Source organism: Deltaproteobacteria bacterium, assembly GCA_020848745.1.
Classification (GTDB): Bacteria; Desulfobacterota; Binatia; order UTPRO1; family UTPRO1; genus UTPRO1.
In genome coordinates this window covers 31,602-50,498 of the sequence record JADLHM010000030.1, presented here as the reverse complement: position 1 = coordinate 50,498, position 18,897 = coordinate 31,602, and the positions used below count along the sequence as shown (strand labels likewise).

Here is an 18,897-nt window from a genome sequence, read left to right as displayed (position 1 = left end):
CGAGCACGGACGCGGCGGTCGCGCGGCGATTCGCCGCCGGCGCCGACGCGGCGCGCGCGCGGATCATGCAGCGTCGCGGCGAGATCGAGGCGGCCTGCGCCGAGCGACGTCGACGCGAGGAGGCGCTGGCGAGCCGCGAGGCGCTCTGTCGGACCGTCGAGATCATGGAAGGCGACGACCTTCGCGAACGACTGGATGCGCTCGAAGCCGAATGGGCCGCGCTCGCGCCTCTCGTCGAATACGAAGTCGAGGGTGCCGAGCTGGCCGCGCGATTCGCGGCGACGCTCGCCGCCCGCCGTCGAGGGCACGCCCGGGCCGTCGCCTTCCGGGAGGATCGCGACGCGCTCGACGCCCTGGTCGTGGAGGCGGAAGGCCTCTCCGGCGAGGTCGATCCGACGGCGGTCGCGCGATGGCGGACCCTTTCCCGCGCGGCGCGCGCGCTGGTCGCGAGGCTGAACGACGCGGCGCAACCGGTCTCCGACCTGGCGGATCGCCTGGCGATCGTGGCGGCTGCCTTCGAGGCCCACGAGGCGGCCGCACGCGAAGCGGCCGCCAAGGCGACACAGGATCGGGTGGAGAAGCTCGTGCGGTTGGCCGAGCGCGGTAAGCGTGCGGCCGCGGCGGACACCGTCACCCTGCGAGAAGGCGAACGACTGCTCCGCGATCTCGCCGCCGCGATCGGGGAGATCGGCGCGCGCACGACGAAGGAGACGCGCGAGGTCGTGGCGACCCTGCGTGCGGTGCAGGAGCAGGTGACGCCTCGCGTGCAGGAGCTGCGCGACATGGACGACTGGCGACGATTCGCCAACGTCCAGCAGCAGGAAGAGCTCATCGCGATGGCGGACGCCATCGTCGCGTCGCTGAAAGCCGAGGAAGAAGCCGGCACGGCGAGCGACCTGGCGGCGACGGCGAAGGCCCTGCGTGAGCTCCACCTCCGATGGCAGGAAGTGGCGGCCGTCCCGCATCACGTCGGGCGGCGGTTGTGGGAGCGCTTCAAGGCGGCGACCGACTTCATCCGGAGCCGCTGCGAGGTCTACTACGCGGCGCTGCGTCAGGAGCGCAGCGCGAACCTCGCCGCCCAAGCGACGCTCGTCGAGCAGGCGGAAGCGCTCGCCGACTCGACCGACTGGGCGAGGACCGCCGCGCGGCTCCGGGAGCTGCAGAAAGCCTGGGAGGACACCGGACCGGCGCCGCGCGAGGCCGGCCGCGAGCTGGCGCGGCGTTTTCGCGCCGCGTGCAACACCTTCTTCACCGGTCGCCGCGGCGCGCTCAGCTCCCAGAAGAAGGAATGGGGGGAGAACCTGGCGCGCCGGGAGGCCCTGTGCGAGCGCGCCGAACAGCTGGCGGCATCGACGGACTGGGATGCGACCGCGTCCGAGCTCAAGAAGCTGCAGGCCGAATGGAAGACCATCGGCCCCGTCGGCCGCGAGCAGCGCGAGGCGATCTGGAACCGCTTCCGCTCGGCGGCGGACGCGTTCTTCGCTCGGTACCACGACCGGCACACGATCGCGGCCGCCGAGAAAGTCGCCGAGCATGCGGCGCTGGTGGCGGCGCTGGAGGATCTGGCTGGGCTCGAGGAGGTTCCCGACGATCTCGCGGCGCGGGTGCAGTCGCTCCGGACGGGGTTGTCGAATCTGCCGCGGGTCGAGGGCGCCGAGATGCAGGCGCTCCACGAACGCTGGCGTATCGCGCTCGCCGCACTGGTCGGCCGCTGGTCCGCGGCGTTCGCCGGGACGGACCTCGACCCCGACGCGATGCATGCGCGTCTCGAGAAGCTCGTCGCGAAGGTCGAGCAGCTCGTGAAGGGGGACGCGCCCGTCGCCGCGGCGAGCGCATCGAGCGCCGCGTCGCTCGCGGAGCGGCTGCGGACGGCGCTGGCGAACAACGCGATGGGTGTGCGCCCCGACGAGTCGCGATGGCGCGCCGCCCGCAAGACGGTCGAGCAGGCGGAGGAGGCGTGGCGGCGGCTCGCCCTGGTGCCGAGCGACGAGACGCGTGCCCTCGCCGCCAGGTTCGCGGCCGCCTGCGCGCGGGTCATGGAGCATGTCAAGCTGCACGTCCGCCCCACCGAAGATTTCGACGAGGGACGGGGAGGTCGCGGCCGTCGCGAACGACACGCGGGCGGCGGACGTCCGGGGAGGCAGCGATCGGCGCGGAATCAGGGGCCCGGCGCGCCGGGCGGAGCGGGGCGGCCCACGGAAGCGAAGAGCCGCTGAGCCCACCCCGGATCCCCCTCCGAAGAGTGCCTCAGTAGCGGACGCGAGAGCGGGCGGGCGGAGTCGAAGCGATGAGTCGGGGCGCGGACTCCTCTAACGGCGCGGCGCGCGCATCCAGGTGTGGCTCGGAGCGCCGGTCGCGAGCCGCGGCGACTCTTCGAGCGCCACGGGGGCAGCTTCGCGTCGGTGATCGGCGGCGCGCCGGCGGCCGCGGTCGGTGCCGATCGGGTGCGCCTCCGCGCGCGCCGCGAGACGCTCGTCGCGGGCGTCCGCTCGGAGAAGCTCGGCGCCGTCGCCACCGAGTTCGACCACGTCCACAGCGTCCATCGCGCGCTCGAGGTCGACTCCCGGCACCACGGTCGGCCCGGCCGATCTGAAGGGCCTGCGCGCGTTCTCGGAGGAGATGCGGCTCCGCCGCCGGATCGTCGTCTGCCGCGAGGGGCGCGCACGCCGGATCGACGGCATCGACATCATGCCCTGGTCCGACTTTTTGGAGGCGCTGTAGGCCGATCGGTTCCGCTGATCTCAATGTGAGGACATCGGCGCGGCCAAGCCATCGGCGCGAGCCGCGACGACCTATTCGCTCGGTGCGGGACGTGCTAACGGTGCGCCCGTGCCGACGCCTTCGAGGAGCCACGACATGAGCGAATCGCCCTCGCCCGAGAAGAAGGATCTCACGCGCCGCTACGCGCACCACTTCACGCCCATGCGCGTGCGCACCATGCAGCACGTCGGGCTCGACCTCTTCGAGGAGGAGCGCTGGGGCTGCTACACGAAGGACCTGGACGGAAGGGTCTACCTCGACGCGCTCGCGGTGGGTGGGGTCTTCAACCTGGGCCGCCGCCACCCGGAGATCGTGGCCGCGCTGCGCGAGGGGCTCGAGACGCTCGACATCGGCAACAACTTCCTCATGTCGCGCGAGCGCCTGAAGCTCGCGGAGAAGCTCGCCGCGACGACCCCCGGCGACGTGAACTGCGCGGCCTTCGGGGTCTCGGGCTCCGAGGCGGTGGACCTGGCGATCAAGATCGCGCGCGGCTTCACCAGCCGTCCGCGCATCATCTCCGCCGAGGAGTGCTATCACGGCTGCACGGGCTTCGCGATTTCCACGATCGGCAATCCGGATTACCGCGTGCCCTTCGAGCCGCTCGTGCCCGGCTTTTCCCGCGTGCCCTACGGGGAGATCGACGCGCTCGCCGCGACGATGGACCGCGACGTGGCGGCCGTGATCCTCGAGCCGCTGATCGCCGAGGCGGGGCTGCTCGAGGCCCCCGCGGGCTACTTCGCCAAGGTGCGCGAGCTCTGCGACCAGCACGAGGCGCTGCTCATCGTCGACGAGGTGGTCTCGGGGCTCGGGCGCACGGGCACCTTCTGGGGGATCGAGCAGCACCCGGGCGTGGTGCCCGACCTGATGATCTCCGCGAAGGGCCTCTCGGCGGGGATGTACCCCATCTCGGCCACGCTCTTCTCGGAGACGGTGGCGGATTTCTTCTTGACCTATCCCTTCAGCCACTACTCGAGCTTCGGCGGGCCCGACCTCGGCTGCGTGGTGGCCTCGAAGATGATCGACATCGTGAACCAGCCGGCCTTCCTCGCCGCGGTGCGGGCGAAGGGCGACCGCCTTGCGGCGGGCTACCGCGTGCTCATGGAGCGCTATCCCGCCCAGGTGCGGAGCTACGGCCAGGTGGGTCTCGCCACGGCGCTGCGCTTCTGCGACCCCGACGCGGGCTACCGCATGAACCACTACCTCGCGCTCGAGGGGGTCTTCGCGATCCTCGCCACCAACGACGCTTCATCGATTCGCCTCTACCCGCCGCTCGTGATCGAGGAGCGGGAGATCGATCAGCTGCTCGACGCGCTCGATCGGGCTCTGGCCCGTCTGGCCAAGACCAGCGCGTAGGTCGCGCGAGCGAACAGGAAGAGGAGAAGATCATGTCGAGCGCCGCCGAGCTGATCCAGGCCGCGAACTCGTTTCGCGACCTGATGAATGACAACCCGAGGATCCAGAAGCTGCTCAAGCGCTGGAGCCCGACGCTCCACTTCACGGCCACCGACGACGCGGCAGCCAGGCTGAGCCTGCGCATCGACGGGGGGAAGGCGGGGCCGGCCGAGGAGGGGCACCAGGGACGCTGCGACCTCGAGGTGCTCGGCACGGCGCAGGATCTCGGCGACATGTTCCGCGGGCGCATGAATCCGACGCAGAAGTACCTGAACGGCGAGATCCGCGTGAAGGGTCATCAGGCAGACATCATCAAGCTCGACGCGATCACGATGATCATCTGGCCGGAAGAATAATGAGGTAGGGAGCCGTACCGTGGCCGAGCTGAGACGCGTCCTCTCCGCGCCGAGCGTGGCGCTCGTCGGCGCGGGCTACGCCTTCGCCACCCTGTCGATCGTGGCCGACGTGCAGGTGGCGACGCTCATGCCGGGGGCCACCGGCTGGATGGCCGTCGTCATCGCCGGAGTCGTCTGCTGGCTCGCCTCGGCGAGCTTCGCCGAGCTCTCGGCGATGTATCCCTCGTCCGCGGGTGTGCGCCTCTATCTGCAGAAGGCCTTCGGCGAGCGCTTCGCCACGGCGATGTCCGCGACCTACATCTTCACGGTCATCGCCGCCTCGGGGGCCGAGGCGTACGTCTTCGGCAGCGTCTGCGAGGCGCTCCTGCCGGGCGGGCCGCCGGTCTGGGCCTATATGATCTCGGCGTTTCTGCTCGTGGGCGCGATCAACTACCGGGGGATCGAGCTCTCGGCGGGCGTGCAGGACGTGCTCTCCGGCGTGATGTTCGTCTTTCTGCTCAGCGTGAGCCTCGTCGCGCTGGCGAAGTTCGGCGCGCGGCTCGAGAACTGGACCGATCCCTTCGCCGCGGGCGCGAGCGCCGGGGGGCTCGTCTCCGCGGTGGGCGTGGCGATCTTCCTCTACGCGGGCTTCGAGTGGGTCACGGCCCTCTCGGAGGAGGCCGAGGACCCGGGTGCGATCCGCCGCGGCATGGCCGGCTCGGTGCTGATCCTCGGGGTGATCTACGCGCTGCTCAACCTGGCCCTCGTCTCCGCCGTTCCCAAGGAGGTGTTGAGCGGCGCCAGGCCCTGGGTGGACGGCCTGAGCTACGGCGCGCGCCCGCACGTGGTCTTCCTCAAGGTCGTCTTCGGGCCGTACGCGACGCTGGCTCTCATCGCCACGGGGCTTCTGAGCTTCCTCGCCTCGATGACGTCGTTCAACGCGGGGATCCTCACCACCTCACGCTTCCTCTACGCCATGAGCCGCGATCGCACGATGCCGCGCGTGCTCTCGCGCATCCACCCGGAGTACTTCACGCCGGCCGCCGCGGTGGTCGCGCTGACGGCTGTCGCGCTCGTGAGCTCGCTGCTCTTGCTCCTCTTCGGCGGCTTCAACGCCTTCACCTTCGCCGTGGCGGGCAGCGAGGCGCTGATGCTCGCCCTCGCCGCCGCGTGCGTGATCTGGCTCCGGCGCAAGGCCCCGGGGGTCGAGCGCGGCTACCGCGTTCCCTTCCACCCCGTGAGCACGGTCCTCGTTGCTCTGATCTTCGCCCTCCTCTTCGCCACGGTCTTTCTCGCGCCGCAGCCCGAGGCCCGCGTGGGGCTCGCGATCTACGTCGCGATCGTGGTCTTCTTCGTGGCCTACACGCTCGTCGTCGTGCCGCGGCTGCGCGCCGGCGCGACGAAGCGTCCGGGCGCGGTCCCGACGCAGGCCCGCGGCGCGCAAGAGCTCTCCGGAGAGTAGGCGCGCAGCGCTCCGGGCAGCACCCGGGCGGCTTCCCCACCGACCAGTCGATAGAGGGGAGCACTACGTACGGCCGCTTGCTACAGGAATCGCGGGACGGAGCGTTCTCAAAGAACCAATCTGGAAGGATGTGGCGGATCTCCTGCGCGAGGAGATGTCCGGGGCTCATGGGACGACGGCCGACGCGTCGGCTGCGAGGCGATCGAGCGCCTCGACGCGGCGACGCTCGGTCGGCGTGAAGGACTCCTCGAGGAGGCGCGTTTCGGCGGCGGCGCGCGCGTCCTCGCCGAGACGCGCGTCGTGTCGGATGCGGCCGCGCGCCGTGCGGAATGCGGCCACGCGCTCCCGCCAGGCGGCGCGCTCGCGGTCGAGGGCGGCGAGACGGCCGGCGGCCTCCGGACCCGCGAGGCGTTCGCGAACGGCGGCGATCTCGGCGGCCTCACCGCCGCGGGCCCTGATTTGGTCCTCGGCGGCGCGAAGGGTGGTCGCGAGGCGTGCCGTCGCGCGGGCCTCGCGCACCTCTGGCGGCAGGTCGGCCTCGCCGGCGGCGAAGATCGCTTCGACCCGCGCGGCGCGCTCCTCCGGCGCGAGGGTCGGATCGTTGGCGATCCGGCGGGTCTCGAGGAGGCGGCGTGCATCGGCTTCCTCCTCTGCGAAGAACGCGTCCGCCGCCTCCGGGCCGAGGGCCTCGCGGCGGATCGCCATCAGGGACGCAAGGCGGGAATCGAGGTCGTCGTCCGGAGCGTCCGCCGTGGCGAGCGCGCGGACCCGTGCGCGGTAGGCGAGGTAGCGGTCGAGGAGGGCGACAGCCTCGGCCGCGGGCTGCGGCGGCAGCCGGCGCTCGATCTCGCGCACGATGCGGGAGCGCAGCGCGTCGGCGGCCACTTCGCCGGTCGCCGTCAGGAAGTAATCGAAGAGCCGTCGGGCGTCGATCGTCGGCACGAAGCGGCCGTCGGCATCGACGACGAATCCGCCGTCGACCCGCGTGCCGCGGAGCGAGCGCGGACGGGGCAGCGTGTCGCCGGCCGCAAGGGGCGGGGCGAGGGGGTCGGCGGGCGCGGGCGCTGCGCCGTCCCGCGCGGGCGGCGCGGCGCGGCGCGCGCCGAGTCCGTCCTCGTGCGCGGCGGGACGCGGGCGGCCGATCCAGGCCCCCGCCGCCGCGAGGGCGACGAGGGCCAGGAAGAGTGCTCGGCGCATGCCGGCGCCGAAAACCTAGAGTCCCGCCGACTTCAACCGATTCGCGTGGGCGCGAAAGATCGACGGAGGGCTCGACTCGAAGATCGAGACCAGGCCGAGGATCTGGTTCACCTCGTCGAGGTGATTCTGGAAATAGTTGTCGCGGATCACCGTTCCGAGGTGCGAGCTGCACTTGCCGACGAGCCCGTCGTTCGCCTCGGGATAGAAGAAGGAGGAGAGCGCGAGCGGACCGTCGGAGACGTCGAGGGCGTTCGTCAGGATGCCGGTGCCACTCCAGGAGTAGTAGCGGATGCCGTTCACGCTCGCGGCGCCGGAGCCGCAGGCGGTCGCCGGGATACCCTGCGGATACTGCGCGTTGAAAGCCGCGAGGCCGGCCGTCGTGAGGGAGTTCAGCGCCGCGATGGCGTCCTGCTGGTTCGTGTGGCCGGTGAGGAGGCCGATCACGGTGCCGAGCGAGTTCGCGAAGTAGGCGAGGACCGCCTCGGTGAACGAGCCGTTCTGCACGTTTGCGCGCAGGTAGTCGGCGAGCGCGGCCCCCTTGTGGGGCGTCGCGACCGAGGATACCGACGCGACGAGATCGGGCCGGACGGCCGCCACGTAGCGCACGTCGAGCCCACCGTGGCTGTGTCCGATCAGGTTCACTTTCGGCTTCCCGGTGAGCGCCGTGATCGTCTCGATCTGGTCGATCAGCTGCTCGCCGCGCGCCTCGGTCGAGTTCAGCTGGCTCACCGTCGTCGTGAAGACGCGTGCGCCGCCGTCCTCGAGCGCGCCGACGATGCCGAACCAATAGCTGTACACGCCGAAGAGCTCGTCGAAGCCGCCGAGTCCGTGCTCCAGCACGATCGGATACTTGGTCTTGGTGTAGGTGCAGTTGAAGAGGCAGAACGTGCTTGCGCTCGTGCTGGTGCCGAGTACGAGCGCGACCACCAAGAGGCCACCCGTCACCATCCGCATGGCTGTTCGCATCGTCGCTCCTCCCTGAGGTTGGGGTTCGTGGACCGCCTCGGCGCGTAGCACGTGTCGCGCGCCCGGCACAACGAGCGACGTCGCAACTCGGCGTCGATTTCCGCGTGGAAGCGCTCGCGAGGACGGCTGGTCCGGTCCGGTCCGCGCGCCAAACCGCTCCGCGGCGGAGCCGAGTCGCCGATTTTCGTTGACTCGACGTTCGCCGCGAGAGTACGGCAACGATCGGGCAGGGGTGCCGTCCTCGTCGCTCCGCTACCGGTCTCCGCTCGACATCCAAGGAGGGAGTCATGCTCGATCGAACGTTCGGCGCGCGTGTGGCGTGTGCGCTGGGAGTCGGGATGATGTTGGGGACGGCGCCGCCCGCGCACGCGCTCCTCGGCAAGGCGCAGTATACGTGTCAGACGGCGGTCGCCAAGGAGGCGATCCGCTTCCTCGGTCCGCTGTTGCGGCTCCACCAGGCGTGTCGCGACGCCAACCTCGCGGCGCCCGGCTCGTGCGCGGCGCCCGATTCCGACGCCGTCGCGAAGCTGCGCGCCAGGCTCGCCGCCGGCATCAGGAAGCATTGCGACTTCGGTGCGCTGAGCCCCCCGAACCTGCTCGTGATCGGCTACCCGGGGCCGTGCCCCGACCCCGACCCGAGCAACGGCTTCATCGTCGACGACCTCATCGCGTGCATCCAGGGGAGCCACGAGAGCCGCATCGGCGGAGTCTGCGGCGGCGGGACGAATCTCGGCGAGTCGTGCGGCACGCTCGGTGACTGCCCCGACGCTGGGCCGGGGACGCTTTGCCGTGGCCTCCTCTCGGTGCAGTACGACCCCGAGACGACCGGTCCACTCTCGAGCTCGGCGCGGAAATGCCAGCAGACGATCGCGAAGAGCTCGAGCAAGCTGCTCGTCACGATCCAGAAGAGCATCCAGAAGTGCCGAAGCAACCTGCTGGACTGCGAGTTCCACGAGGACGAGCTCGTCTGCAAGCTGAGCGGCTTCGGAGCGGCCGACTGCGCGACCGCCGATCCCAGGACCGCGGCGGCGATCGGCAAGGCCGAGCAGCAGCTCCGCGCTCGGGTCGAGAAGGCGTGCGCGCCGAGCGACCTGCCGGTCATCGGCATCTGCGAACCGGATCAGCCGACGATCGGGGACGGTATCGACTGTCTGATCGACGCCATCCGCGACATCGTGGACAATCCCGATCCCGATCCCGGAGCCGTCCCCGACCTCGGCGACTTCGTCTACGCGACGGCGGCGGTGTGCGGCGACCGCCGCGTCAACACGCCGGCCGAGGAGTGCGACGGGACGAGCGACGCCGCGTGCCCGGGGCAATGCGGCGACCCGCTCGGTCTGTTCGCGTGCCAGTGTGCGGATGTGCCGCGTGCCCGCGCCGTATGCGCTCACCCGCCCCGAGACCGTGGTCGTCGTCGGCTTCTGAAAGGACGGCGCGAGGCACGCGAAGGCGATTGAACATGACCCACACGATCGCCGCGGCCAAGGAGAGCCAGGTGCGCCTGCCGGCCGGGCGCTGACCGCGCTGGAGCATGCGGGTCGTCGTTCCACTCGACTCCGAACGAGCACGACAGAACGAGCACGGCGTCGGCGGAGCTCGCCGCCGAGATCGTCGCGATCGAGACCAACGTCCTGGAGTGTACGAGCGACGTCTGGATCCGCGTGGAGGACGCCGGCGACTACTTCGTGAACATGTGGGACGGCAGCATCTTCCGCGGGGGCGCTGCAAGCGAGCCTCGGCGCGAGCAAGCCGCGCGCCTTGAGCCTGCGTGCCAAAGGACCAACGGATCGATCTCGGACGAGGAGCCGGAAGCCCGGACGATCCCGTCGCGAACGGCGCTACTGCTTCCGTTTCGGAGGCAGCACGACCTACGTCCAGGACCGGAGCTTCACGGCGGTGAAGGCTTCCCCCGACGAACTCGCCTGTCCGGACTAGCCGGTCAGCAGTTCGGGGTGATCGTCAGCACCATCACGTTCGGGACGTTCGGTGCCGCCGCTCACTGACCGCGCCGGTGCCCGTCGCCGCGCGCGTCAGCTCCAGAGGACCTTCGCACCATAGGGGCGGAATGCGGGGTCGTGAACCGGGCCTGCGCGGCCGGGAGGCCACTTCCGCGAATGGCCGGGCGCGGCGGCCTGGGGCGCTGCTGTACGTGCAACGCCGCGGACCGCGGCTCCGCTACCGTGTCAACGAAGCCCGGCCAGCCACTCCACGACCGCGGCCCGTTCTTCGGCGTCCCGGAGCCCGCCGAAGGCCATGCGTGTTCCGGGAGCGAACGTCGCGGGATCGCGCAGGAACGCTTCGAGCTGCTGAGGCGTCCACGCGCCAGGCTTGCCGGCGAGCGACGGCGAGTACGCGAAGCCCGGGGCGCTCGCGATGTCGCGTCCGACGACTCCGTGCAGGTTCGGCCCGGCGAGCGCGCCCGCGTTCGCGTCGGTGGGATGACACGCCTTGCAGATCTGGCTCGCCGGCGGCGGCGCGGCGCTGCTCGCGGCGGCGTCGACTCCCGGCGGCGCTGCCGCAGGACCCGCCGCGGCCCGCCCCGCGGCGCGGCGACTGCCTGCCCGGCCATTCAGCAGCGCCGCGACCTCTTGCGCCGTCCGAACGCCGCTCTCGATCGCGCCGTCGATGAAGCCGCGGAAGCCGAGAGCGAAGTCGCTTCCCGCGAAGTGCACGCGCCCGGCCGGCTCGCGCAGTTTCGCGAGCGCTCCGGACATCTGTCCCGGTCTCAGGATGCACCAGGTGCCGACCGAATACGGGTCGAGGGTCCAGTCGTACGCGAGCGTGTCGGTGACCGTCACGTGCGGGAGGTAGCGGCGCACGATCGGTTCGAGCGCCTTCGCGTCGTGGACGTCGATGGCGTTCGGGTTCGTGCCGAAGGCGATCACCGTGCCGCCGGCGCTCCCGGCTTCCGCCGTGAACATCATCGAGAGCGGCTCGTTCTCTCCGGCGAACGCGACGAAGCGCGGGATTTCCCCGCGCAGGCGCGCGTAGACCTTGACGCCGAAGCCCCCGTGCCGCTGTTTCGACGCCGCGACCTTGACCGGGTCGAGAGCGGGCGCGAACTCGACGTTCGCGAGCACGTTCATCGGGAGCGCGGCGACGACGGCGCCGGCGGTGAAACGGCGGCCCGTGTCGGTGAACACGCGCACGCCGCTCTCGTCCTGTTCGACGCGGCGGACCGGCGTGCCGAGCAGGAGGTCGGCTTTCGCGTCGGCGAGCATCGCGCTCAGCAGGCGCACGGTCCCGCCCTCGATCTTGTAGCGCGCCGAGTAGTCGTTGAAGCGCTGGAAGTCCTGGCCCGAGAGCGCCCACCAGCGCAGCATCTCGACGAAAGCGCAGTCGGAGAACGCGCCGCAGCAGCTCGCGCCGAAGACCCCTTCGAGCAGCGCGCGGTGCGAGGTGGAAAGCTCCATGCGGTCGAGACGGTCGCGCACCGAGAGGTCGTCGAGCTTCGACCACTCCGCGATGCTCGCGAAGGGATCCATCGGGAGCGGGAACGCGGTCGCGGCTCCTTCGTGGAAATCCGCCATCAGCCCGGCCAGAAGCGCGGACCCGGCGAGCGCGTCGAACTCCATGCCGGCAGTCGAGCCTTTCGCGCAGAACGCTTCGCCGACGGTCGACAGAACGTCGAGGATGCCGGCCGTCTGCAGCTCGCCCTCGCTCCACCAGAAGATCCGGTCCGGCACCGCGCCGGGCGTCTCCGCGAGCGCGAGCCCGTAACGCGAGATCTCGGCCCAGACGTGGGGCTGGCACCAGTGCACCCACATGCCGCCGAGGTCGTAGTGCCGGCCGTCGAGCTCGGCGGTGAAGGTGCGGCCGCCGATGCGGTTGCGGGCTTCGAGGACGACGGTACGAAGGCCCGCGTTCCCGAGCTCGCGCGCGGCCGCGACGCCGGCGAAGCCCGCTCCGATCACGACCACGTCGTAGTCGTCGCCGCCGCGCGCCGAAGGGACCTCGGCGCGCGACGTTCCGATCGGCAGGGCGGCGAGCCCGGCGGCAGAGCCGAGGGCCTTGAGGAAACTGCGGCGCGTCGTGCGCCCGGCGCGTTGCGAATCTTGCTCGCTCATGCCGGATCCTGCGCTCCTCTCGAATCGGGGGCGAACTGGGCGAAGGGGTCGACGCGCGGATCGCGCGGCGCCGCCTCGGCCGAGCCGAACACTCCCGCGAAGCGGGGCAGGTCGAGGCCCGCCGTCGTGTGCGCGCCGGCGAACGCGAGCACGCCGGCCCACAGCGCCGGGTCGTCGTCGAGGCGGGTCAGTGCGTCGCGCAGGCGATCGAAGAGCTCCGGGGTGAACGCGTTCCGCTTGGCGCTGCGATCGACCTCGATCACCAGGACGCGGCCGCGCACCTCCTCGCGCACCACGCCGTCGCTCGCGCCGGCCGCGTCTCCGGAAGCCGCGCTCACAGGGCTTCGATCCGCGCCGGCGTGTGCTTGTGCCACGGTGTGCCGGCGAGCCAGTCGCGGTCCTCGATGCGCGTGAGGTCGTTCGGCGCGACGCCCGTCCTGCCGAGGTCGGGGAAGTCGAGGCCGAGGCCGTTCGGCAGCGAGACGTGCCCCGGCTGCATGCGGTCCGAGACCTCGACGTCGACCACCGCGCTGCCCCGGCGGGTCGAGAGCCGCACGCGCCCGCCCTCGGCGACACCGACACGTTCCGCATCGCCGGGGTTCATGCGCAGCGCGCCGCTCTTGTCCTTCCGCCGCCAGGCGGGGTTGCGGATGATCGTGTTCGCGGTGAAGGAGCGCCGCTCGCCCGCCGAGAGCACGAACGGGAACTCCGGCGATACGCCCGGCGCGGGCTCGTCGGCCAGCGCGTCGAGCTCGTTGAAGAGCTCCGGGATGGCGAGTTGGAGGCGGCCGTTCGGCGTGTGCACGCGCGCGAAGCTCTCCTCCCAGTCGTCGACCGAGAAGATGACGGCGCTCCTGCTCCCGATCAGCGCGTCGAAGAGGGCGTCGCCCGCGTCGCCCGGCTCGCCGCCGAAGCCCGCGCGCGCCATCGGTTCGCGCTGCCGCTGCGCCGCGATCTGGCAGAGCCCCCAGATGGCGGCAGACTCCGCGAGGCCCTTCGGCAGCAGATCGCCGATCGCACGGAAGAGAAGAACCGGCACGACGCCGAGTAGGTCGGGCCTCGCCCCGACGAGCTCGAAGAACTTCGTGCGGAAGGCCGCGCGCCCGTCGCCCCAGGCGCTGCGCAGCGCCGCGACGGCGTCCTGCGGGAGCGCGCCGAGCGCTTCGACGAGGCGCGCGTGCAGCTCGGCCTCGGAGAAGAGCCCCGGCAGCGGATCCATCAGCGCCCGGCGCACGTGGAAGTAGTTCTGCGGGAACTCGAAGTTGAAGAAGGTGGCCTCCGCCTTCTCGAACTGGCTCGCGACCGGCAGCACGTAGTGCGCGAGCCGCGCCGTCTCCGTGAAGGCCACGTCGATCACCACCAGGAGGTCGAGCGCCGCGAGCGCCTCGCGCATGCGCGCGCTGTCGGCCAGCGAGTGCGCGGGGTTGCCGCTTTCGACGAGCATGGCGCGGAAGCGTTTCGGGTGATCGGTGAGGATCTCCTCGGGGATCGAGTTGCAGGGAATCAGGCCGGCGATGATGCGCGCGCCGGTGACCGGCGTGCGGCGCAGATCGGCGTCGAGGCGCTCGAGCCCCGCGACGAGCGGCACGAGCGAGGTCGGCCGGTAGGCGGCGCCCTGCTTGCCGAAGTTCCCCGTGAGCAACACCAGCAGGTAGTGGAGATACGACACCAGGGTCGAGTGCAGGTTCATCTGCACGCCGAGGTCCTCGAAGAACGCGACGCTCGACGCGCGGGCGATGCGCCGCGCGGTGCTGCGCACCCGCTCCTCCGGCACGCCGCTCTTCTCGCAGTACGCCGCGACGTCGAGCGACGCGAAGTGGGGCAGCACGTCGGCCGTGCCGTCGGCGTGGGCGGCGATCCATTCGCGCGCGCAGAGGTCCTCCTGCACGAGCACGGCGCAGAGCGCGGCGAGCAGGAAGGCGTCGGCGCCGGGGCGCACCTGGAGGTGCACGTCGGCGATCTCGGCGGTCTCCGTGCGGCGCGGGTCGATCACGACGAGCGTGCGCAGCGGGTCCTTCGCGATCTCGCGCAGGGTGACGCGCGCGCGCTGGATGCCGTGCGAGAACCAGGGGTTCTTGCCGAGGAAGATCGCGACCTCGCAGTGCTCGAAGTCGCTGCTCGAGAAGCCGCCGAGCATCCGGCCGGCGACCCAGAACTCGCCCGTCTTCTCCTGCGCGAGCGCGCTCGACTGGTAGCGCACGCCGAGCACGCTCTTCGTCGAACGGCCGTAGGCGCCGGGCAGGTGGTTTCCCTGGCCGCCGCCGCCGTAATAGAAGATCGACTCGCCGCCGTGCGCGTCGCGCACCGCCGCCAGCTTCTCCGCGACCTCGCGGACCGCCGTGTCCCAGTCGATCTCCTCGAACGTGCCGTCGGCGCGGCGGCGCAGCGGCTTCGTCAGCCGGTGCGGGCCGTTCTGGTAGAAGTCGAGGCGCAACGCCTTCTCGCACGCGTAGCCCTGCGAGATGGGATGCGCGTCGTCGCCGCGCACACGCACGAGCTGGCGGCCGTCCGCTCCGCCGAGCTGCACCTCGATGCCGCAGTTGCAGGCGCACAGGATGCAGGCATTGGATTTCCAGTCGGACGGGATGGATGCGGTGGCCATGGGGTCTCCTCGCAGGGTACGCCGGATTGGGTAGACCATCAGGTTGCATGATGCAACCATCTGCGCGAGGCTCCCGGCATGGGGAGGAAGCGCTTCGACGGGATGAACTGCGGGATCGCCCAGGCGCTCGAGGCCATCGGCGACTGGTGGACGCTCCTGATCGTGCGCGACGCCTTCTTCGGCACGCGCCGCTTCGGCGATTTCGAGTCGAACCTCGGCATCGCGCGCAACATCCTGTCGACCCGCCTCCAGCACCTCGTCGACCACGGCGTCTTCGAACGTGTCGACGTGGGCCACGAGGGCCAGCGTTTCGAGTACCGCCTCACCGAGAAGGGCGAGGCGCTGCTGCCGGTCCTGACCGCGCTGCGCGAGTGGGCCGACGAGTGGGTGTTCGGCCGCGGGCGGGAGCCCGTCGTGGTGAGGGACCGCGCGACCGGCCGGCGCGTCCCGAAGCTGCGCGTGACCGACGCCGACGGGCGGCCGTTGACGCGCCGGGACCTCCGTATCTCGCCCGGTTCCGGTGCGACGGCGCAGACCGTGCGGATGCTGGAGAGACGGCGGCCGCCTCATCGGCCCGCCTGATCGCGGTACACGAACACGAGCGGCAGCGCGAAGCACACGACCGCGAGGGTCGCGCTCGCGCCGCGCGACATCGTGATCGCGAGCTCGCACATGTGACACCGTGCACCGCACATGGGAACAGCTTGACGGAAAGCTGGGAAGCTGGGAAGCTTGCTTCCATGAAGACCACCGTGGACCTTCCAAGCGATCTCGTGCGTGAGATCAAGCTGAAAGCCGTGCATGAGGGACGCAAGCTGAAGGACGCCGTGGCGGATCTGCTGCGAGCGGGCCTGGTCGCCGGGGCAGCCAGCGCGGCGGAGAAGGCCGCCCGGAAGGGCAAGCGCCGCCTCCCGCTGGTCAAGGGCCGTCACCCGGCTACCGCGGCGACCGAAATGACGCCGCAGCGCACTGCCGAGATTCTGCTCAGACAAGAAGCGTCATGGCATGCTGAAACTCGCCGATAGCAACGTGTGGCTCGCGCTGACCGTGTCCACACATGGCTTTCACCGAGCGTCGCGGGCGTGGTTCGATGGGATCGGAGCAGTGGATCAGGTGATGTTCTGCCGCGCGACTCAACAGTCGTTCCTGCGGTTGCTGACCACGGCGGAGGTTCTCGCCCCCTACGGCATCGAGCCGCTGAGCAATGCGCAGGCCTGGGCCGCCTATGAGGGATGGCTCGACGGCGGCAGTGTCTCGTTCGTGGATGAGCCGCGCGGAACGGACCTGTGCTGGAAGGCCCTGGCAGTGCGTGCGACCGCTTCTCCGAAGCTGTGGATGGACGCGTATCTCGCTGCGTTCGCTCTGTCGGGTGGGTATCAGCTCGTGACGACGGATCGGGCCTTCAAGCGATTCAAGGGTCTCCGTCTCCAGGTGCTGGCGTCATCCTGACCGCGTCACCGATCGGTTGGTCGCGGGTGGAACTGCGAGTAGAGGGTGGTCGCCCGGCCACTCACCGGGCGCTCCGGGTCGTGCCGGCCGGCTCACGGCGACATCGGGGCCGGCGCGCGACGATCGCCGCGCGCCGGCCCTGGTGCGTGACCTACTTCTCGTGCAGCGGAATCCGCATCCCGTAGAAGGAGCGGTACACGAACACGAGCGACAGCGCGAAGAACACGACCGCGAGGGTCGCGCTCGCGCCCCGCGACATCGTGATCGCGAGCTCGACCGCCAACAACCCGAAGAGGGTCGTGAACTTGATGATGGGGTTCATGGCGACCGACGAGGTGTCCTTGAAGGGATCGCCGACGGTGTCGCCGACGACCGACGCGGCGTGCAGCTCGGTGCCTTTCTCCTTCAGCTCGACCTCGACGAGCTTCTTCGCGTTGTCCCAGGCGCCGCCGGCGTTCGCCATGAAGATCGCCTGGTAGAGGCCGAACAGCGCAATGGAAATCAGGTAGCCGATGAAGAAGAACGGCTCGACGCAGGCGAAGGCGAGGGTCGAGAAGAAGACCGTCAGGAAGATGTTGAACATGCCCTTCTGCGCGTACTGGGTGCAGATCTCGACGACCTTCTTCGAGTCGGTGATCGAGGCCTTCTCGGTGTTCTCGAGCTTGATGTTCTGCTTGATGAACTCGACGGCCCGGTAGGCGCCGGTCGCGACGGCCTGCATCGACGCGCCGCTGAACCAGTAGATGACCGCGCCGCCGGTGACGAGCCCGAGCAGGAAGGGCGCGTGCATGAGCGACAGCTTGTCGAGCTGCTGGGTGAGGCCGTGCGTCAGCACCATGATGATCGAGAAGATCAGCGTGGTGGCGCCGACGACGGCGGTGCCGATCAGCACCGGCTTGGCGGTCGCCTTGAAGGTGTTGCCGGCGCCGTCGTTCTCTTCCAGGTAGTGTTTGGCCTTCTCGAAGTTCGGCGTGAAGCCGAAGTCCTTCTTGACCTCGGCCGAGACGTTCGGGACGTTCTCGATGAGCGAGAGCTCGTAGACCGACTGGGCGTTGTCGGTCACGGGGCCGTACGAGTCGACGGCGATCGTCACCGGCCCCATGCCGAGGAAGCCGAAGGCGACGAGGCCGAAGGCGAAGACCGGCGCGGGCGTGAGGTCGCCGACCTTGATGAACAGCGAGTCGAGCCCCATCAGCGACACCGCGAACGCGGTGCCCATGAGCGACACGATGACGACGCCCATCCAGTACGCGCTGAAGTTGCCGGCGACGAGGCCCGAGATCACGTTCAGCGAGGCGCCGCCCTCGCGCGACGCGGTCACGACCTCGCGGACGTGTCCGGACTCGGTCGAGGTGAAGATCTTGATGACCTCGGGGATGATCGCGCCGGCGAGCGTGCCGCAGGTGATGATCGTCGAGAGCTTCCACCAGAGCGAGCCGTCGCCGAGCCCCGGGATCAACAGGAACGACACGACGTAGGTCATCGCGACTGACACGATCGAGGTGATCCACACGAGCTGGGTGAGGGGCGCCTCGAAGTTCATCTTGTCGGCGTTCAGGTAGCGGCTGCGCGCCATGGCGTCGTTGATCCAGTACGAGGCGGCGCTCGCGATCAGCATCATGAGGCGCATGACGAAGATCCAGACGAGGAGCTGAACCTGCACGTTCACCTGTGTGGACGGGACGGCGAGCAGGATGAACGTGATGAGCGCGACGCCCGTGACGCCGTAGGTCTCGAAGCCGTCGGCCGAGGGGCCGACCGAGTCGCCGGCGTTGTCGCCGGTGCAGTCGGCGATGACGCCGGGGTTGCGGGCGTCGTCCTCCTTGATGTTGAAGACGATCTTCATGAGGTCGGAGCCGATGTCGGCGATCTTGGTGAAGATGCCGCCCGCGATGCGGAGCGCCGAGGCGCCGAGCGATTCGCCGATCGCGAAGCCGATGAAGCAGGCGCCCGCGAAGTCGGCGGGGATGAACAGGAGAATCGCGAGCATGAGCACGAGCTCGGCGCTGATCAGCAGCATGCCGATGCTCATGCCGGCCTGGAGCGGGATCGCGTAGGTCGGGAAGGGCTTGCCTTCGAGGCTCGCGAAGGCGGTGCGGGAGTTCGCGAAGGTGTTCACGCGGATGCCGAACCAGGCGACACCGTAGCTGCCGGCGATGCCGACCAGGCTCGCGAGCAGGATGACCACGACCTTGACGGCGTCGAAGTGCATCAGGAAGCCGAAGTAGACGACCATGATCGCGCCGATGAAGAGCTCGAGGATCAGGATGAACTTGCCCTGGGTGACCAGGTAGGTCTTGCAGGTCTCGTAGATGAGCTCGGAGATCTCGAGCATCGAGCGGTGCACGGGCAGGTTCTTCAGCGTGTTGAACTGCATGAAGCTGAAGACGAGGCCGAAGGCGCAGATGACGCCGCCCATGACCAGCAGGAGCGTCCAGCCGTCCGTGCCGAGGAACTTCTCGGACGCGAGGTTCGGAAGGATGAGCTCGGCTTCGCTGGCGCCGGCCATGCCGGCCGCGCCCAGGACGAAAACCGCGACTGCCAACAACGATGACGTTACACGTGCCCGAATCATGCGGGTGCCTCCTCCAAAAACTCGAGGCGGGAAGGGGAACGGTCCGACCAGCCTCTAAGGTTTCGAGTGGTTGGCCGCCCGGACGAGAAGGC

Annotated in this window: 15 protein-coding genes; 8 read left to right on the top strand and 7 right to left on the bottom strand. The window is 70.1% G+C overall.

Features of this window, described 5'->3' with window-relative positions:
* Window positions 1–2,216, top strand: a 2,216-nt coding sequence (locus tag IT293_04510) for a DUF349 domain-containing protein (GenBank protein ID MCC6763907.1), incomplete at its 5' end; no start/stop codon positions are given.
* A gap of 93 nt (window positions 2,217–2,309) precedes the next feature.
* On the opposite strand, the gene IT293_04505 is transcribed toward IT293_04510, so the two are convergent.
* Window positions 2,310–2,690, bottom strand: coding sequence for a hypothetical protein (locus tag IT293_04505; protein ID MCC6763906.1), 381 nt, complete (start codon window positions 2,688–2,690; stop codon window positions 2,310–2,312).
* 166 nt (window positions 2,691–2,856) lie between these two features.
* Between IT293_04505 and IT293_04500 the strand changes: the two genes are divergently transcribed.
* From IT293_04500 to IT293_04490, 3 genes are read left to right on the top strand one after another with little or no spacing between them, the layout of a single operon-like run.
* Window positions 2,857–4,113 carry an aspartate aminotransferase family protein gene (locus tag IT293_04500; GenBank protein ID MCC6763905.1) on the top strand — a complete coding sequence of 419 codons (1,257 nt, stop codon included), beginning with the start codon at window positions 2,857–2,859 and terminating at the stop codon, window positions 4,111–4,113.
* 32 nt (window positions 4,114–4,145) lie between these two features.
* A complete protein-coding gene (locus IT293_04495; GenBank protein MCC6763904.1) occupies window positions 4,146–4,508 on the top strand; it encodes an SCP2 sterol-binding domain-containing protein in 363 nt (120 codons plus the stop codon).
* A gap of 19 nt (window positions 4,509–4,527) precedes the next feature.
* Window positions 4,528–5,949, top strand: a complete 1,422-nt coding sequence (locus IT293_04490) for an APC family permease (protein MCC6763903.1) — start codon at window positions 4,528–4,530, stop codon at window positions 5,947–5,949.
* 165 nt (window positions 5,950–6,114) lie between these two features.
* Here the strand turns inward: IT293_04490 and IT293_04485 are convergent, their stop codons facing one another.
* Both IT293_04485 and IT293_04480 read right to left on the bottom strand, forming a co-directional pair.
* Window positions 6,115–7,146, bottom strand: a complete 1,032-nt coding sequence (locus IT293_04485; protein MCC6763902.1) for a lipase chaperone — start codon at window positions 7,144–7,146, stop codon at window positions 6,115–6,117.
* Window positions 7,147–7,161: 15 nt separating this feature from the next.
* Window positions 7,162–8,094 carry a triacylglycerol lipase gene (locus tag IT293_04480; protein MCC6763901.1) on the bottom strand — a complete coding sequence of 311 codons (933 nt, stop codon included), beginning with the start codon at window positions 8,092–8,094 and terminating at the stop codon, window positions 7,162–7,164.
* Between the two features lie 305 nt (window positions 8,095–8,399).
* Here IT293_04480 and IT293_04475 point away from each other — a divergent pair, with 305 nt between their 5' ends.
* On the top strand, window positions 8,400–9,569 hold the full coding sequence (locus IT293_04475; GenBank protein ID MCC6763900.1) for a hypothetical protein: 1,170 nt from the start codon (window positions 8,400–8,402) through the stop codon (window positions 9,567–9,569).
* Window positions 9,570–10,295: 726 nt separating this feature from the next.
* Here the strand turns inward: IT293_04475 and IT293_04470 are convergent.
* Genes IT293_04470 through IT293_04460 form a run of 3 tightly spaced genes read right to left on the bottom strand, consistent with a single transcriptional unit; the run spans window position 10,296 to window position 14,781 of the window.
* Complete coding sequence (locus tag IT293_04470; protein ID MCC6763899.1) at window positions 10,296–12,179, bottom strand: FAD-dependent oxidoreductase; 1,884 nt, start codon at window positions 12,177–12,179, stop codon at window positions 10,296–10,298.
* A complete protein-coding gene (locus IT293_04465) occupies window positions 12,176–12,517 on the bottom strand; it encodes a hypothetical protein (protein MCC6763898.1) in 342 nt (113 codons plus the stop codon). Before IT293_04465 ends, IT293_04470 begins: the two co-directional genes overlap by 4 nt.
* Window positions 12,514–14,781 carry a molybdopterin-dependent oxidoreductase gene (locus IT293_04460; protein ID MCC6763897.1) on the bottom strand — a complete coding sequence of 756 codons (2,268 nt, stop codon included), beginning with the start codon at window positions 14,779–14,781 and terminating at the stop codon, window positions 12,514–12,516. Before IT293_04460 ends, IT293_04465 begins: the two co-directional genes overlap by 4 nt.
* A gap of 78 nt (window positions 14,782–14,859) precedes the next feature.
* On the opposite strand from IT293_04460, the gene IT293_04455 reads away from it, so the two are divergent.
* The 3 genes from IT293_04455 (at window position 14,860) to IT293_04445 (ending at window position 16,230) form a co-directional block, all read left to right on the top strand.
* Window positions 14,860–15,363 (top strand): helix-turn-helix transcriptional regulator, encoded by a 504-nt coding sequence (locus tag IT293_04455; GenBank protein ID MCC6763896.1) that lies wholly within the window; start codon window positions 14,860–14,862, stop codon window positions 15,361–15,363.
* A gap of 158 nt (window positions 15,364–15,521) precedes the next feature.
* Window positions 15,522–15,806: an antitoxin gene (locus IT293_04450; GenBank protein MCC6763895.1), complete on the top strand. Its 285-nt coding sequence runs from the start codon at window positions 15,522–15,524 to the stop codon at window positions 15,804–15,806.
* Window positions 15,790–16,230, top strand: a complete 441-nt coding sequence (locus IT293_04445; protein MCC6763894.1) for a PIN domain-containing protein — start codon at window positions 15,790–15,792, stop codon at window positions 16,228–16,230. The genes IT293_04450 and IT293_04445 overlap by 17 nt, the downstream gene beginning before the upstream one ends.
* A gap of 151 nt (window positions 16,231–16,381) precedes the next feature.
* Here the strand turns inward: IT293_04445 and IT293_04440 are convergent, their stop codons facing one another.
* Window positions 16,382–18,805: a sodium-translocating pyrophosphatase gene (locus IT293_04440; protein MCC6763893.1), complete on the bottom strand. Its 2,424-nt coding sequence runs from the start codon at window positions 18,803–18,805 to the stop codon at window positions 16,382–16,384.
* Between the last annotated feature and the right edge of the window lie 92 nt (window positions 18,806–18,897).

Bases quoted from the DNA above. Each gene is read 5' to 3' on its own strand.
- IT293_04505 (MCC6763906.1), bottom strand. From the start codon at position 2,690: ATGATGTCGATGCCGTCGATCCGGCGTGCGCGCCCCTCGCGGCAGACG.
- IT293_04500 (MCC6763905.1), top strand. From the start codon at position 2,857: ATGAGCGAATCGCCCTCGCCCGAGAAGAAGGATCTCACGCGCCGCTAC.
- IT293_04495 (MCC6763904.1), top strand. From the start codon at position 4,146: ATGTCGAGCGCCGCCGAGCTGATCCAGGCCGCGAACTCGTTTCGCGAC.
- IT293_04485 (MCC6763902.1), bottom strand. From the start codon at position 7,146: ATGCGCCGAGCACTCTTCCTGGCCCTCGTCGCCCTCGCGGCGGCGGGG.
- IT293_04480 (MCC6763901.1), bottom strand. From the start codon at position 8,094: ATGGTGACGGGTGGCCTCTTGGTGGTCGCGCTCGTACTCGGCACCAGC.
- IT293_04475 (MCC6763900.1), top strand. From the start codon at position 8,400: ATGCTCGATCGAACGTTCGGCGCGCGTGTGGCGTGTGCGCTGGGAGTC.
- IT293_04470 (MCC6763899.1), bottom strand. From the start codon at position 12,179: ATGAGCGAGCAAGATTCGCAACGCGCCGGGCGCACGACGCGCCGCAGT.
- IT293_04460 (MCC6763897.1), bottom strand. From the start codon at position 14,781: ATGGCCACCGCATCCATCCCGTCCGACTGGAAATCCAATGCCTGCATC.
- IT293_04455 (MCC6763896.1), top strand. From the start codon at position 14,860: ATGGGGAGGAAGCGCTTCGACGGGATGAACTGCGGGATCGCCCAGGCG.
- IT293_04450 (MCC6763895.1), top strand. From the start codon at position 15,522: ATGAAGACCACCGTGGACCTTCCAAGCGATCTCGTGCGTGAGATCAAG.
- IT293_04440 (MCC6763893.1), bottom strand. From the start codon at position 18,805: ATGATTCGGGCACGTGTAACGTCATCGTTGTTGGCAGTCGCGGTTTTC.